This is a genomic window from Pseudomonadota bacterium (assembly GCA_027620075.1).
Classification (GTDB): Bacteria; Pseudomonadota; Alphaproteobacteria; order Rickettsiales; family UBA6187; genus 1-14-0-20-39-49.
In genome coordinates this window covers 93,548-109,867 of record JAQCEY010000007.1, presented here as the reverse complement: position 1 = coordinate 109,867, position 16,320 = coordinate 93,548, and the positions used below count along the sequence as shown (strand labels likewise).

The following is a 16,320-nucleotide window of genomic DNA, read 5'->3' as shown; positions in this document are numbered from 1 at the left end:
CAAATATAACCCCCCCAAACCAACGCTACAGGTGGGTCAAATTTGGACGCATAAAGTGGGTCAGTTTTAAATGCGGGTTGACACTAAAGCCAGATATACCCTAAACTCAGTATTGCCGTAAGCCATTCCTTTTTTATAATTCTGCACCGCAAGATCATATTTACCTTTTGCAAAATAATTTGATGCTTTAGAGAAGTATAAATACTGGCTTTTATTATCCAATTCATCAGGCTCAACATATTTCAGGTAATTATCGTAATATTCCATTACCTGTTTATTTTCCGGGTTAAGCGCATGGTAATAATTTCCCATATTATAGTTTAATATGGCATTCTCCGGGGCTAAGGTTAGGCCATCCTGTAATGACGCAAATTCAAGCTGCATATCGCCTAACTGACCGTAAAGCACACCACGATTACTATATGAACGGCCATCAAAAGGATTTAGTTCAGCGGCTTTATCATAATCGGCAATTGCCTTATCAAAATTGTCCATCCTCCTATGGATAACTCCACGGTTGTTATATGCCCTTACATATTTTGAATCTAATTCTATGGCTTTGTTTAGGTCTGCCAATGCTTCCTCGTACTTTTCCATAACTTTATATAAAAGCCCTCTATGATTATAGGATACAGCGTCATTTGGTTTTTCTTCTATTGCCTTACTGTATGCTTTTATTGCATTTCCATAATCACGCGCACGGAAATATTCATCACCCCTTAGCCTATCAACACTTAATATAGCTGTATTTGGATTTTTATTCGGTTTCCATGCTGTAGCAATCTTTTTTGCAATCTCAACATGCTCTTTAGACATATTATTGGTTAGGTCTATAATTTTTTGTTTCAGCAATTTTTGAACATTTTCAGGTAATGCATCACGCTTGCCAGGACGATCAAGTACCTTTCCTTGATTTTCTAACGCAAGAGATCTCCACATGTAAGATTGTACATAATCCTTTTCAACGCCTAATCCGGCACTATACATATCCGCAATAGTCGCTTGAGGCTGGGCAACATTCTGGTTTGTGGCCACAAGTAACCACTTAAATGCATTTTTATAATCTTTGTTTTGAAAGTATGTATAGCCTAAGTTCTGCTGGGCATAAGAATCGCCGTTTTCAGCAGCTTTGGTACTCCACTCGATGGATTTTTCAATATCTTTTTTAACTCCATCGCCCATATTATAAAAATTACCAAGTTGCCTCTGGGCAAAAGCGCTGCCATCGTTTGCCGCTTCGGTTAATAACTCAACGGCCTTTTTCTTATCTACCTTTCCTTTATTATCTTTTCCAAGAAAATACAATACTCCTAGCTGCGCCTTCGCATCAGCATATCCGGCATTGGAAAGCATGTAATACCAACCAAACCCTTCCATAGGAATCGGCTCAACACCCCAACCGCCATTAGTATACATTGCTGCAAGCTTCATAATAATATGCGGACATTCAGTTAGACCAAACTGCCTGAGCCAATGCAGCGCTCCCTTTTTCTCATCATCAGTATAGCGTTTATCGGTGTTGGATAACTTTACGCTTTCAACGAGCTTCTTAAGCCACCATGTAGAGTGGAAATCGTCTTTAAATACTCCACCTGTGCCAGAGCCATAAAATACTACCATCATAGCCTGAGCCTGCGGATGCTCCTGTTTTGCAGCCATCTTTGCCCATTTAAAAGATTCTTCAAAATCTTTTTTAGCAGTAAATAGTCCTTTATAATGCCAGACAGCGAGACGCATTTGGTTTTTTACATCACCGGCTTCAGCTGCGCGTCTATACCATTTTATTGCCTCTTCATGGTCTTTTTTAACACCATCACGATCCTCATCATAATAATACATGGTTCCGACAAAATCATAAAAAGCCGTAATTTTATCACCATTGCCGGATCGATTGATAACTTCAACCGCCTTTTCAGAGTTCTTTTCTACGCCTTGCCCTGTAGCATACATAACTGCTGTTAATTTCTGTGCATTCTGGTCAGACGACTCTTCACACTTACCTATGGCTTCTTCGTAATTTTTTCTACTGTAATAATATTTACATAGCTGGGCCATTTCAGGTGAATCACTAAGCTCAGGTTCCTCTTCTTTATTATCTGATTTACCGGACATTTCTTCTTTATATAAAGCAGCCAAATCTTCTTCCTTGTAGGAAGGTTTCCATTCTTTTATGTTTTTATTCGCGTCTACTAATTGCTCAGAAGTAAGTTTTTTGCCAAGTGAAAGAAGTCTTTCAGAAATATCAGCTTTTACCTTCTTCATATCAACGTCTGGTTCAAAAAGGCTCTTGCCTTGCAAAATAATGTTTTCTGCTAACTTTAACCACATATATGCGTTCTTATAATCAATTCCTACGCCTCTACCAAGAACACTCATCTCCGATAAAAGTAATTGCGCTTTTACATGATTTTGTTCTGCAGCAAGCTTACCCCATTTGTATGCTCTTTTGTGATTCTTTGTAACTCCATCACCCCTGTAATACATATATGCAACAGTATACTGGGCATTAACATCCCCTCTAAACGCAAGATTCTTTGTTATTTCAAAAGCTTTCTTTTTATCTTGCGTAACACCATTTCCAGTGAGATACATATGGGCAGTCATTCCCTCAGCCACTGGTCCAATAGCTTTACTGCAAAACTCAAACGCTTCTTCATATTTTTTATCACTATATAATGATGCACAGTCCTGTGTTTTCTTGCCATAAGAAGCCATTTGCATAACAAATGGAATAAGCGATAAAACAACAAATGTTGGAATTGCTATTGCAACCGCTATTCTAAATTTCTTACGTTTTCTTATTTCCCCGTCAGTTTCTGGTATAGGAAATAATCTGCAGAATATTATACCACCAACGGCACCAAAGAAATGTCCCCAATGATGGATACGGTATCCTTCGGATTCGCTACTTTTATCAGGGAGGCTAAGTATTATGGAGATAAAAGCAAATGCTAGTATTGAATATAGCCACTCTTTCTTTGAGAGATTTCGGTGATCGGTAAAATGAGCCGCAGCCAGGCCGAATATTCCCGCAGATGCTCCAGCTGCACTACTGTCGGTAAAAGGCATTCCTGCCAAGAACCCAAAAATGCCTGATAAAATAAAAACTACAATATAACGCCCACTTCCAACTCGCCTTTCGTAGTTGGAAAGATAAAGAATAGCAGCAAGATTGGAAACCAAGTGCAGTAAATTTATATGAATAAAATTACTGGTAACAATCTGGAAATAAGCATTTAATTTTAGGAATGCTTCTTTTGAAGTTCCTAATATTGCAAAATTATTGCTTGTTTTTTCAAAACCAAAACCCGAGGTTAGCAAAAATGTTATACTTAAAATAACACCAAGTATTAACGTTGCTTTTACAGACTTGATATTTTCCCAATAGCCTTGGGGTTTAGCCTTCAAGCTTATTGGCTGCGGACGCCATAATACCAGAAATAATATATATGCTGCGGTTATCAGATAAAACATTACACCTCCTGAATGTTATTTTTCAGATGGTTAATGATTTCTTCATTAAGATATATATTTTTATTTTTTGCACGACTTTTTATTATAACCTGAAGGTCTATTTCATTGCCATTATTAAAATAAAATGATAGCTGAGGTCTGATTACTATTCTGCTCTGGCCAATTTTAAAATTCCTAATTTCATCAAATTTAAGAATATCCGTGTTTGTGTGTTGGCCTACAAAACCAAGCAGATGAAAATGAATAGCTTTACTCGTTACAGCAATTAAATAATTTCTATAGCCAAGAGGTGCCAAAGGGCCAACGATAAAGAACCAGACAAACGCCACATGTTTACATCCGGTAAAAACACCCATAAGTTTTTCATCGTTTGATAAAGTTCTGCCAACTATTTCATCGTATTTTTTAGAGTTTTCTTTCTGGTAAGGCCAATTTATTTTACTGATAAACTCGGAAGCTTTCTTTTGAACTTCTGGTTTTATATCACTTGTTGTGGGTGCTTCTGTCTTTTTTAACTCTGAAACTTCGTTTTTGTTGTGTAATAAATAATTTTTATGCCGCTCACTCAATAACTTAAAAAGCTTCCTGTTATTAATTTTTAGCTTACTAGATTTTATTACATCCAGTATTTCCAGTTGCTTTGTCTCTTTGTCGAATGTGTGAACTTTTATGCGTCCAAGCTCTAACAGCAAATCATCATCAAAATATTTAACACTGCTCCATAAAATATCTTTTGGTGCTTTATGGATATAGTTAGTGTAACCGTTTTCATCAATAACAAGACCTGGCGTGTTTTTGCTTTTACTGCACCTCAATAATAACCACAGAAAGAACGCGAAGAATACAAGTATTAGTACAGGTCCAACAGTGAGACCTTTCGAAGAAATCTGAGAAATAGCAAAACCACACAAGGGCAGCCCGGCAACTAACAGGGCTATAAATCCGAAAAATAATACAATGAAGCTGGTCCTCCTGAAAGGAATAACAACTTCATTGGTATCATTAGGTTCGGATACATTACCGCCAGAAATCCCTTCATCTTTACTAGTCATTAGGCTTCTTCACGGATTAACGCTATTGAGAATTTTTTATACTTTTTATTCAATAGCTTTTTCATGACATATGCTTGTGCAAACAGCCCTATTATAAGACCTATAACTCCGGATATCACCTGGGTTTTTTCTTGAGGAATATTAACAAGTGCGCCAATAAATCCAATTGGAATTGCGGCTACAAAGCCAGCAATAAACGAAAGCAAGAAGACTCTCCATGTATAGCTCCACCAAATTTTTATAGCCAACGGCCATGTAACTTCTACTTTTTCCATAATTATTTACTCCTATGTCGTTTTAATTAAGCACTCTTCTTATCATTTTCAAAAAAGGTTTTTCCATGATTTTTACCAGTAGTATTACTGGAAGGATTGTTAGCGGATTTTTTAGCAGAGATCTCCGTCTTACCAGCTAAATCGGGCTTAAAATTACCCCCTGAAGAAGAACTTGTGTTCCCGCTTTCCTCCGCATCCTCAATAACCTTATCCAGAACAGCCGTCAGGCCATTTATGTCACCAGCACTTATACCCACTTCTTTCATTAATGAATCAAGAAGAGGAGCTTGTGCGCGGTAGCGAAGGGCACTGTTAACAACCTGATCGGCAAGATTGCCGCTATTGTTACTATTAGCTGCAGAAGCACTTCCTGCATTACCGGATCCACCTGTCAGACCATCAACCTGAATAATCTTAATGCCGTCAATATTTTCCATTGGTTTAACGCTTTCACGGATAATTGCTTCAAGGTTTTTAATAAGTTCCAGTTTGATTTGCATATTGATTTGCTCATCAGACAGAATATTAGCGGCAGCATTAATAGCGTTTTTGCCTTCTGCCTCAACAAGGTAACGAATTTTGGCTGCGGCGGTGCGTACTTTCTCAGCTTCGGCTTCTGCTGTTGCTTCAATAGTTAGAGCCTCAGCCTTATCATTAGCGGCAAATTTCTCTGCTTCTGCTGCAACTTTAATACCAATCGCATCACGCTCTGCATTTTTAGCAGCTTCGATCAAAACAATTTGTTTCTCACGTTCCGCCGTTTCCGTTTGGCGAGCTGTGATTACTTTTTCTTCAGCCTGAACCGCTATTGCAAGCGCTTTGTCAGCTTCAGCTCTAGCTTCAGATTGAGCCTTTGATCTATCAGCAATAGCAATAGCTTTATCTTGCTCGGCTAGCTCAACTTGCTTTTTCTTATCAATTTCCTGCGTTTCAATTATGCGCAATTTGGTGATTTTTTCTTCTTCTACAGCGCGCTCAGACGTAATTCTTGATTGCTCAATCTGTTGTTTAGCAACAATTTGTGCTTTCTCGGCATCACGCTGTTTTTCTGCTTGTTCACGAGCAATTTCGGCCAATTGTGAAGCACGACGTATTTCTATTTCACGTTGCTGCTCTAGTTTTGCATATTCCTCATCACGAGAAATTGTAAGGCTTAATTTTTGAGCTTCCAGATTCTTGTTTTTAATTTGAACAGCAGTATCTTGTTCAATGTCGTTTCTGATTTTCTTGCGTTGCTCAATTTCCTCAGTAAGGCGAGTTAAACCTTCAGCATCGAATGCATTATTAGGATTAAAGAATTCCATGCCAGTCTGGTCAAGGCCAGTTAGTGATACAGCCTCAAGCTCAAGACCGTTCTTTAATAAATCTTCAGAAACTGCCTGCTGTACTTTTTGTACGAAGTCAGTTCTTTTTTCATGCAATTCTTCCATGCTCATTTCTGCAGCAACGGAACGAAGTGCATCAACAAACTTACCTTCAATAAGCTCTTTTAACTCTTCTCTATGTAAAGTACGGTTACCAAGGGTCTGCGCTGCATTAGCAATAGCATTGGCAGTTGGTTGCACGCGCACATAAAATTCCGCAACAACGTCAACACGCATACGGTCGCGAGTAATAAGAGCTTGATCATTGTGACGCCTTACTTCTAAACGTAGCGTATTCATGTTTACAGAGATAATTTCGTGCAATACAGGAAGGACAATAGCTCCGCCATCCATAATTACTTTTTCGCCACCAAAACCCGTTCTTACGAATGATATCTCTTTTGATGCTCTGGTATATAGACGGGCAAAAATAAGCCCGATGGTAATAAGTGCCGCGACTATAACGCCCGCAACAACAGCGATATCGATAAATCCTGACATAGTGTCTCCTCCTGAAGAATAGTTATTGTAATTACTGTAATTGTTCATTTTTAGTTCCTTCTTTTAATTATTAAAAAGCCTTTTACTAATTATATTATTAATATGAGATGCCTGCTTGGATGGACACTCTCCTCGCTGTTTTACAGATTTCTCAGTCATGCCCATAGTTATTCCATGCAATAACCCTATATAAGCCAACTGTTTATCCGACCATATTTCTTTGCTACGCTCATGCTGCATTAAGTTCGTAAAACTTGATTTATACCACTCTACATTGCACCATGCTGCAATAGCAGATTGCTGCCCAACTCCCACTATTCTTCTTGCGTCTTCAATTTTAATAATAGGAGTTTTTTTCTCTTCTTCAGTTTCGGCAGGAACAAATGAGCCATCGAGTAACTTAGCGCTAGTAATCTGTTCTCGGGCCACCTGCATTAGGTCACTTATTAACTTATCATCATTGCCGTATGAAGGAAATGCTAAGAAAATTGTTAGTAACAAACACGAAGTAACATTCAGAAATATCTTCATAATATGTTCCTTTATTATTAAGCTGTTTCCGCAAGGCAATATTCTTCTGCGTTTACTTCCAGAATATCGCATATCTCTTTCATTATATATTCTTCGCTCATTTTTATAGATTTATTGGCTATTATTGCTATTTGAGCAAACTGAAGAGCTATTTTTACTACTTCTTTATCATACTTGATAATCTTTAGCTGATTAATCGCAAACTGCTTTCCGCTTTTAAAATCTTGTTTCAGAAGATCGCGAATATTATATAATTCATTTAGCAGTTCGTTATTGTCTTTCTCAGTAGATAATCCAGACTTATTTACTTCATAAAGAAAAGATGTTGCCTCATCCCCTGAAAGCTCACCATCGGAGCATGTTATGAGAGCAAAAACAGAAGTTATTGCGTTTAAAACATCTTTGTTGTTTTTCTGACTCCAGTGGCTAGGTTTTATATTTATTTCACTCATAGCCGACCTCCTTTATTAATTATTAAGCCGCCAAACTGCTATTAGTATTGGCAATTGCGTAGAATACCCCTCCGGCACGTTTTACCAGCAAAACTTCCGTCCCTTGCTCAAAAGATTCGCCATCTAAATCAGGCTCAAGCATTACATAGTGTGTTTTGCCGTGCGTATCCTTTAATTTTCCTTGTGCAGGGCTGCCGCTGCTTGCTTTGCCAAGCGTAATAGTTGCAACTCTTCCAATGAAGCTATCATGAGATACAGCTGATGTTTCATCCTTGGGGATAATTTTGGCAAGTCCACCACCGCACCAGCGCATTGTAGGAAGAGCCAGAGCCAACGGAGGTATCCATGCAATTACAGCAGGCACCATAAACCCAAACGATACTAGTAGGAAATTTTGCATCACTAATCCATAAAGACCAAATGACACAAGAAATATTACCATTAATACCAGTACCGGAACCTGACCTATTCTAAGCCACGATAGAATTCGGCTAAGTGCGGTTGGCGAGTCCATGTCAGGGCCTTCGATATCAAAGGCTATATCAGTATCTGGAAATAGGCTTTCCAAAACATTAGAAATGCCAGCACCAAACAAAGTGCCAATACCTTCCATAATGGCGATAACAACGAAAACGGCTAGCGCTACAGTAAATGGTAAGTTTTCAGACGCGCCTAAAAAATCTAACATGTTTTACTCCAAGTATTATCAATCATCACTGCCATCAAGAAAATCACCACTTGATGACATATCGATATCAATAGTGCGGTCACCATATTTGCAAACTATAAAAATTATAAACGCAAGAATAGCTATTATAATCAATTCTGCCATAAATTAGTTCCCAATTTAAGAGGCTTTTTTACTGTTTTGGGTTTTTGATTTTATCGCAGCCAAGCGCTCTTTAACCCTGTTATCGCGAGTGAATTGCTCTAACTCCTGCAACTTTGCAGCATTTTCATTGCTAGCACCGCCAACACCAGATAAACCAGTTTGTTTTTCAAGCACCCTATCGAAAGCCGATGTAGCATTATCAATTGACTTATTTACATCATTTTTAGTCGTGCCAGTAGAGTCACTAGCAGCTCCGCCAGAAGATTCCGCTTCATCTTTAGCCTCACGAAGTAATTTAAGCTCTTCTTTCATTTCACGCTTCTTAGCCTGTAGAGCAGATATAAACCCTTCAAGCTCAACTTCCTTTTCGCCCGCTGATGAAATAGAATGCTCTAATACCGGAATCTGAGCTTCAATATCAAGTTGGGCACTAATCGCAGCTTCTGCTAAATCATCTCTGCCTTCACTTACCGCAAGTTCAATTTTGCTTGCAAACTCTTCGTGAGCTGTGTTTTTCTCAGAAAGTCTTTTGTTCGCAAGATGTTTGCCTGCAATAACTTTTCCAAGCTCTGCACGTACATCATCGATCGCCTGATCGATCTCTCTAACTGCCTGCTCCATAATCATAGATGGGCTTGCGTTTTCTACCGCATCAACCAGCGCATTCGCGCTTCCACTGATAATTCTTCCTACTCTATTAATAATTGACTCTGCCATATTTAGGCCTCCTCTAAAACTTTTTGGTTAACAATAATACCAGCTAACTCCAACACAGGAGCTAGATGCTCTTTAATAATCACCTTGTTATAACAAGGTGCCTGGGCTGTTACGCCCATGCGCATAACCCTTTCAAAAAGAGTGAAAATTCTATCGGCCACTCCTTTTTCCAGGTTATTTAAATTAGTACCCTTTTTATTTTCTGACAAAGCAGAAATAAAGAAAGCACATGTTTCGACGAGACATTCAGAAACTATTCCAGTCAATTCCGAATGCTCGCCTTTCTTCAACTCTTCTTCACGCAATTTATCAAGTGCTGGAATAAACATTTCCTGCGCTTTACGTAAAATATTCTTATAATCCTTGTCTTCTTTTTCTTCTTCACGAGCCTTTGCTATAATTGCCCGTATCTTATCGCTTGGAGTTTTAGCTCCTTTAATTTCCATATTTGCAATAAACTCCGCATCTTCCTGCGGCAGACGAACACTAAATGGTATTGCCTGACATGTCATATTTTTGACTCCTATATGTTTATTTACTATGGTTCTAAATGAACCGCTGATTACATGTGTATACAAATGTAATTAAGGTGTCAATGGGAAATACAAGGAAGTTTTAGGAGTATAAAAAATAAAAGACTATCGTATAGTCTCAAACACAGCCTTATTAAAACCGGTTCCTAATTTTGGGTGACGGATTGTGCGCTTTAGCACGTAGTCAAAGACCAAAGGATTGTATTTATAAATTTCATTTAAATACTCTCGCTCTTGTTTAGTTATCATCTCATACCTAACCAAAGACCTGGTATGGATAACGACGTTGATAGCAGGAAGTGGATAGTCACTACCATTGATAAGACGATGATGTAGGTCGGTACGTTCAAGCAGGGTTAATAATGGTTTTGGCAAACGGTTGAATTGGGTCATGGCTGATATTTCGCCATAAAGCAGTCCGTCATATTTAGGATTATCCATTAGGCGCATGAATAAATCAAAACTTGAAGCCTTTTTCCCTGGATTATCCAAATCCTCATTTTCACCAAGGCTTGCGCAATGCGCCATGACAACTTTAACACCCATATCAAGAGGCTTTCTAAATGAAAGAGGATTGCCAAGCTTTTGATCTTCTTCTGCCTCAACTGCTTGCTCCTCGCCAACGTGAGTTAGTAATGTTATATTATACTTCTTCATAGTCTGGTAATATTCATCCAGCCTTGGATTAGAAGCATCAATACCATGTGCATTAGGTAGCCACTTTACCCAGCGAACACCTTTTTCTGCCCATTTGATAAGCTCTGCAATCGCATCTTTGCGATACGGATGAACTGATATTACCGGTATGAAAATATCCGGATATTTTTGCGATAGCTTCCATATATGTTCATTAGAAACATAGAACTCGCTTTTCTCATGGTTGATAGTACCATCTGGATTATAGTGATGGTCAAAGGCTAGAATCTGGTGCTTACCATGATGTGGATTTGATCTTATAAGCTTCACAAGCCTTTCAATATATTGTTCATTGGCTTTTTCTAAATCTTTTACTCCTGACCCGCTAAGATATATTGATGTTTTAATACGGTGTATCGGGTGCCACCAGGAAAGCATTTTAGTATTTACAGATGTTCCTTGCGTTTCATCAATCCCGACGATGTGTGTATGATAATCAACTAATTTACTTGAATCGACATCTGCATAGGCCTTTCTAATAAGCTCCATGGCACCCGAGCTTAAGTTACCTTTCATTTGCTTCGGTGTACCATTAAAATTACCACCAAGTTTATCTATTGGATAAAATGCGGTGAGGAATATAAAGGTCGTAATTAGTAAGATGTTTCTCATTTTGCGCCTACAATTTATGTACCATTCTTATCAATGGCGGTAGTCCGTATTTTGTCATAAGTTCCTGGCTTCCAGACTTTGAAACTTCTACAAAACCATGCTTTTTATAAAAGCCTATAGCATTTTCATTCACTGAAGTTACATCAAGTTCAACCGCGCTATAGCCATTATTTTTGGCTTTTTCGATAGTATATTCCAACAACTTCTTTCCAACGCCTTTTCCTCTGCATCTATCAGAAACAGCGATATTATTTATGTAATATATTCGATCGCTTGGCTTTGGTACATAGCCATCAATTATACGACCTGTTTTAGCAATTAAATGCCACCAAATTGAAAATGGACTGTTTAGTAAGAGTGAAATACTACCTATGAGATCCTGTTTAGCTAATTGACCTTTATCATATCCAAGTTCTAGCCCGACTATTTCGCCTTCCATTTCAACAACAGTAGAAAATACATTGCTAAAATGCCCTTTATTTTTCCTATATAGCTTGGCCAGCACTTTTTCAGCAGTTTCTTGATCTTTAAACATAAAGTTTAGTAGTTCATGGCTGCTTTCATAAATTAATTTTGCAGCTGCACTACTAAAAGACGAGCTTCCTGGCTTTATAATTATATTGTTTTCCATACTAAACTCTCCTAAATGCCATTAGCACGTTATCTGATGGGTCGTTTTTCTGCAGAATTCTTTTTCCTAAATCCTCAAAGCCGTGCTTTTGAACTGACTGGCTCCAGTGTTCTATCGTGTTGAAGAAGCGTAATTCTTGTTTATTCGTCTCCCATGTTTCATCGGTTCCAGCATTAAATACTGTGTGAATAAGAGAAACGAATCTATCCATTTCAGGAGAATCAACTGCATGATCGCGCAAGATAAAATAACCGTCTTTACGCATGATTCGTGCAATGGAGGCAATAAATGCATCCAGTTTCTTAGGTGGGCAATGATGTAAACCTATATAGCAGGTAACAAGATCACACGAGTTATCTGGTACATTCTCAGCCGATATAGGGTTATAGTTATCCAAATCCACAAACTTGCCAAACTTACTTATCTGTCCACGCTTTAATATATCTGCTGGAGAATAAGACGGAACTATATAGTCCATCATGGTTTGATTACCTTTAATATCCAAATGCTTTTGTAGCTCACTCAAATAAAAGCCTGTGGAACCCATTTCAAGATAACCATCAAATGATTGTCTATCGCCTAATAATTCCAGTGTTTGTTTCGTTAATTCTTCTTTTTGGGTGCGTATAGCAGGAAGAATATATTTAGTTAGCTGTGATTTTGGCTTTATAGTTTTCAGGTTGCTAAATATATGGTTATAAATTTCCTCATCAGAAGAGTATTTACTGCAGGCTTCTTTTATTAAAGTAAAAAATTTATCTTCAGGATTTAGGTTAAAAACAACCTGTAAAAAACGGTATAACTTATCTGCCCAAACATCATTTGAACAAATACCAATAAATTCTGATGGGCTTTGCATTACATCAGCTTCAGGCTCTGGCTTATAATATTTATTCCAGAGAGAATTTCTAAATTTAAAATCAGGATCATATTTATCCTTTAACACAAAGAAATCTGATGCTTTGGGGTAAGCTTTATGGAACAGTTCTACTGTGGCATGCGGCTGGTATGGAAGGTAATGAGCGCCGTTACAAGATATTGCAGCATCTACCAGTTCTCGTGTCCATACAGCAACTTTATTTTTATCATGAGCACCTGTTCGTTGTTTGTAATATAGCACAAATGCAAACGACTCTTCTCTTGCCCAAGCTAAATATGCTCCCGAATCCTGTTTTGCATGGCGGATAGAAATATTCACAACATTCACATCATGTCTTTGCAGTATCTCAGAAGCCTTATCAACAAACTCATTAAACTTATCTATTGGGGCAAAATACTCTTGCAGCACAAAAGTACCTGATTTACTTGAAATAGGCTGTAGTTCGGCAACGTCATAGCTTGCCTCATAATTCCTCCAATGCACGTTTTTAGGAGAAAATATAATTGGGTCAATGATGTGTTCTCTACGCCATTTTCCAAAAGGTGTTTCTGTAAATGCCCAAAAGAAGTATCTATGCAAAGGGTAATTTTTGCCAACAGGCTGCAATCTCTGTTTAACAGTAACGTCGTTTTCTGTTTTTGACCAGGTAACTGCATTTACTCGATTGTAGTGGGGAGGGTAGATGTCACCATTATGAAATGCTACATTTGTATCTTTACGTATATTTGCTTTGAAATATTCCAAATAATCTTTACGCGGCATTCTTACAGATGAACGTTCAACTTTAATATTGTCTTCTAGCTCTAAAGTTGCTTCTACAATTATTCCAAGCCCTCCATATCCGCCGATGGCAGCATAAAACAGCTCTTTATTGGCTTCTGGGGTAGTTTCCACTAGAGAGCCATCAGCAAGAATCATAGCAATTGATTTTACTGAAAGTATTAGTGGGCCAAGACCAATATAACGCCCATGCACATTAACGCTAAGTGATCCACCTACTGTAAAATTAGCGTAGGTTTGCATGATTTTCACGGATAAGTCGTGCTTATCGATATGCTCTTGTATCTCTCGCCAGGTAATTCCTGTTTGTACACGTATTGTTTTATCTGAAGTAGAGAAATCTACAATCTTATTAAACTGACGCATGTCAATATGAAGGCTGTTCTCATAAGCCGTCTGCCCACCCATGCTAAACCTGCCTCCACCAATGGAAACAGACCCTAATGCTGATTTTACAGCATTAGCTATTTCCTCTGCACTGGTAGGAGTGATAACTTTGTCTACCGCTACAGGATTTAGTTCTGTTATGTCGTTTATTATATTCTGGCTCATATTTATTATTCCCTTCGTGATGACATACATCCAATTTTTTCATAATATACGTACATGAATAGATGGCTATTGTTTTTTCTCTTTTGGTTTTAAATCGAATGGTTTTACCACTTTAAAATTTTCATAATCGGTAAGAAATATTTCCACCTTCTGGGCAAATTCTTTTTGCTCCTCACTTTTACTCTGCGCCATGGCAGGCATAACGATTGATAGCATTATGTAATTGGAGAAATTATTTGCTTCTTCTCTGGCTATAAGATTCAGTCTTTTATCATCCCCAAAGAAATGGGTAAGCGTTTCAGCTATAGGTTTATGTTCTTTAGTGAGTGAACTTAGCGCCCAGAAGGCCGATGACATAGTAAGTGTTTGCAACATCTCTTTGGGATTTTGTTTCCATCTTTCACGATTAACCAACGCCTTAAGAGGTAGTTCTTTATGTTGCTTTATATATTCTTCCTTACGTTTTGCAGGTAATAATGTAGATCCAAATTTCCCCTGCATTGCAGCTATTCGTAATGCATAACGCACAATTTTATCATCTGCCTCTCCATATTGATGAAGGACGTTTTCAATATAGCTCTTATCACCAGTCGCCATAAAAGCGCCTATCAGAAAATCATTATCGCCGGGGTTATATTGTGAATAGGTTTTATTAAGTAATGGTAAAGGTGATTTCTTGTAAGAATTCAATAATGTAGCCATATCAACTTTGTCTGCGTAGACAGCCGCTTCATCCAACATGCCGGCGCGATACAAAGCACCAATCAGTGCACTCTGGCTATTCTTTGAAACTTGCTTATCTAATATAGAATCAATTTTATCCGGATAAGATGTGAATATGGCAGCCAGAAAACCAATCTGGTTTTGAATGCGATTTGGATCAAGCTTTGGATTGTCCATTTTATCCAGCGCCTTAAGCAACTTATCTATGCAGTCAAACTGATGTGTTTGATAGAAGGTCTCTACTTTATCACATGATAACTCTTGGCCAGCCGATGCGTTGGCATGGATAAAACAACACATTACAACGAAGAATAGTATTTTTTTCATATAATTAACTCTTTTGGTGCTTGACATGGTAGTCATATTAACACATAATTATACAGTGTTCAATAATTAATTTAACAACGTTCAATTTATGGCCAGAAGAAGTGATTACACCAGAGAAGAGCTAGTAGAGATGGCAATAGCCGCAGGGCAGAAGATTATTGCCGAGCAGGGTTTTTCTGGCTTTAGTGCTCGCAAAGTAGCTAAAGCAATAGGCTACACCATCGGCACTATATATAATATTTTTGAAAGCCATAATAATTTTATTCTACATATTAATGCGGTAACTTTGCGCGATATAGCTTACTTTCTGGAGGAAAAAGCTATTGGTAAAAATGAGTCGGCAATAAAACAATTGGCTGAGGCCTATACCCAATTTGCTAAAAACAACTATAATCGCTGGAGTGCTTTATTTGAACATCGGCTGCCAGAGGGAATACCCCCCCAGAGTGGTATAACATTGAGATAAAAAATATATTTAACATTGTTGAAAAACATTTCGAGCAAATAGTGCCCAACAACAAAGAAGCTGAAATCGCTGCTAAAACTATATGGGCAGGAATTCATGGTATCTGCCAGCTAAGCCTAACCGGAAAGCTTGATACCGTTGGCGCAAAATCTATGAAACAACTTACTGATTCATTGATCGATAATTATTTGAAAGGGCTGAAAGCGTGAAATATTTGATAGCCTTTTTGACAGTAATATTCTTCACTAACGCTTCGCAGGCCGAAAATGTAAAAGGAGATTATGTAGTTCTTCTCCACGGTATAGCTCGTAGCAGTTCTCATATGGAGTCACTTGCGGCACGTTTGGAGGCCGAGGGCTATGACGTTATAAATCTGGATTATCAGTCCACAAAACATAAATTAGAGAAATTGATTGATCTGATTAACGAAGATATTTCAGAAAAGCTAACCGAAGATAAACCGGCGCATTTTATTGGTTATTCCATGGGCGGGTTGCTGGTGTGCGGTATTTTAAGCAAACATCGACCAGAAAATCTTGGACGTGTTATTCAGCTTGCCTCACCTAATGATGGCAGTGAAGTAGCAGATTTCCTGAAAGATAATTTTTTATACAAAGCCGTTTATGGCCCTGCAGGGCAGCAGCTTACAACTAATAACAACTCAACAGAAAAAATGCTGGGCAAAGTTGATTATGAACTTGGCGTAATTGCCGGCAATAGCACCATCGACCCAATCTCATCATATATAATCGGCGGTGATGATGACGGCAAAGTTTCTATTAAGAGCACCAAAGTAAAAGGTATGAAAGACCATGTGGTAGTTTCTGCATCGCATACATTCTTTCCTAGTAATAAGGATGTGCACAAGCAGACATTATATTTTCTGAAGAATGGAACATTTAACAAAGAGCAGGAAGAATAA

At 38.1% G+C, this 16,320-nt stretch carries 16 protein-coding genes; 2 read left to right on the top strand and 14 right to left on the bottom strand.

The window, feature by feature from the left end:
• Positions 1 to 66: 66 nt before the first annotated feature.
• The 14 genes from O2942_09660 to O2942_09595 form a co-directional block, all read right to left on the bottom strand.
• On the bottom strand, positions 67 to 3,474 hold the full coding sequence (locus O2942_09660) for a rhomboid family intramembrane serine protease (GenBank protein ID MDA0782514.1): 3,408 nt from the start codon (positions 3,472 to 3,474) through the stop codon (positions 67 to 69).
• Positions 3,474 to 4,526 carry a hypothetical protein gene (locus O2942_09655; protein MDA0782513.1) on the bottom strand — a complete coding sequence of 351 codons (1,053 nt, stop codon included), beginning with the start codon at positions 4,524 to 4,526 and terminating at the stop codon, positions 3,474 to 3,476. Before O2942_09655 ends, O2942_09660 begins: the two co-directional genes overlap by 1 nt.
• Positions 4,526 to 4,801 (bottom strand): hypothetical protein, encoded by a 276-nt coding sequence (locus tag O2942_09650; GenBank protein ID MDA0782512.1) that lies wholly within the window; start codon positions 4,799 to 4,801, stop codon positions 4,526 to 4,528. The genes O2942_09655 and O2942_09650 overlap by 1 nt, the downstream gene beginning before the upstream one ends.
• A 26-nt stretch (positions 4,802 to 4,827) precedes the next feature.
• Entirely contained in the window at positions 4,828 to 6,666 is a 1,839-nt protein-coding gene (locus O2942_09645) for an SPFH domain-containing protein (protein ID MDA0782511.1), read from the bottom strand.
• A 63-nt stretch (positions 6,667 to 6,729) separates the two neighbouring features.
• A complete protein-coding gene (locus tag O2942_09640) occupies positions 6,730 to 7,197 on the bottom strand; it encodes a hypothetical protein (protein MDA0782510.1) in 468 nt (155 codons plus the stop codon).
• Between the two features lie 17 nt (positions 7,198 to 7,214).
• Complete coding sequence (locus O2942_09635; protein ID MDA0782509.1) at positions 7,215 to 7,649, bottom strand: hypothetical protein; 435 nt, start codon at positions 7,647 to 7,649, stop codon at positions 7,215 to 7,217.
• 22 nt (positions 7,650 to 7,671) lie between these two features.
• Positions 7,672 to 8,337 carry a YqiJ family protein gene (locus tag O2942_09630; GenBank protein MDA0782508.1) on the bottom strand — a complete coding sequence of 222 codons (666 nt, stop codon included), beginning with the start codon at positions 8,335 to 8,337 and terminating at the stop codon, positions 7,672 to 7,674.
• Positions 8,338 to 8,355: 18 nt separating this feature from the next.
• On the bottom strand, positions 8,356 to 8,481 hold the full coding sequence (locus O2942_09625; protein MDA0782507.1) for a hypothetical protein: 126 nt from the start codon (positions 8,479 to 8,481) through the stop codon (positions 8,356 to 8,358).
• A gap of 15 nt (positions 8,482 to 8,496) precedes the next feature.
• Positions 8,497 to 9,198: a PspA/IM30 family protein gene (locus O2942_09620; protein MDA0782506.1), complete on the bottom strand. Its 702-nt coding sequence runs from the start codon at positions 9,196 to 9,198 to the stop codon at positions 8,497 to 8,499.
• Positions 9,199 to 9,200: 2 nt separating this feature from the next.
• Entirely contained in the window at positions 9,201 to 9,710 is a 510-nt protein-coding gene (locus tag O2942_09615; GenBank protein MDA0782505.1) for a hypothetical protein, read from the bottom strand.
• A 126-nt stretch (positions 9,711 to 9,836) separates the two neighbouring features.
• On the bottom strand, positions 9,837 to 11,039 hold the full coding sequence (locus O2942_09610) for an amidohydrolase family protein (protein MDA0782504.1): 1,203 nt from the start codon (positions 11,037 to 11,039) through the stop codon (positions 9,837 to 9,839).
• A 7-nt stretch (positions 11,040 to 11,046) separates the two neighbouring features.
• Positions 11,047 to 11,670 carry a GNAT family N-acetyltransferase gene (locus O2942_09605; GenBank protein MDA0782503.1) on the bottom strand — a complete coding sequence of 208 codons (624 nt, stop codon included), beginning with the start codon at positions 11,668 to 11,670 and terminating at the stop codon, positions 11,047 to 11,049.
• 1 nt (position 11,671) lies between these two features.
• Positions 11,672 to 13,882: an FAD-binding protein gene (locus tag O2942_09600; GenBank protein ID MDA0782502.1), complete on the bottom strand. Its 2,211-nt coding sequence runs from the start codon at positions 13,880 to 13,882 to the stop codon at positions 11,672 to 11,674.
• A 66-nt stretch (positions 13,883 to 13,948) separates the two neighbouring features.
• The gene (locus O2942_09595; GenBank protein MDA0782501.1) at positions 13,949 to 14,932 is read right to left on the bottom strand and encodes a hypothetical protein; all 984 of its coding nucleotides are present in this window, start codon (positions 14,930 to 14,932) and stop codon (positions 13,949 to 13,951) included.
• An 88-nt stretch (positions 14,933 to 15,020) separates the two neighbouring features.
• Between O2942_09595 and O2942_09590 the strand changes: the two genes are divergently transcribed.
• Both O2942_09590 and O2942_09585 read left to right on the top strand, forming a co-directional pair.
• Entirely contained in the window at positions 15,021 to 15,398 is a 378-nt protein-coding gene (locus O2942_09590; GenBank protein ID MDA0782500.1) for a TetR/AcrR family transcriptional regulator, read from the top strand.
• A gap of 235 nt (positions 15,399 to 15,633) precedes the next feature.
• Complete coding sequence (locus tag O2942_09585) at positions 15,634 to 16,320, top strand: alpha/beta fold hydrolase (protein MDA0782499.1); 687 nt, start codon at positions 15,634 to 15,636, stop codon at positions 16,318 to 16,320.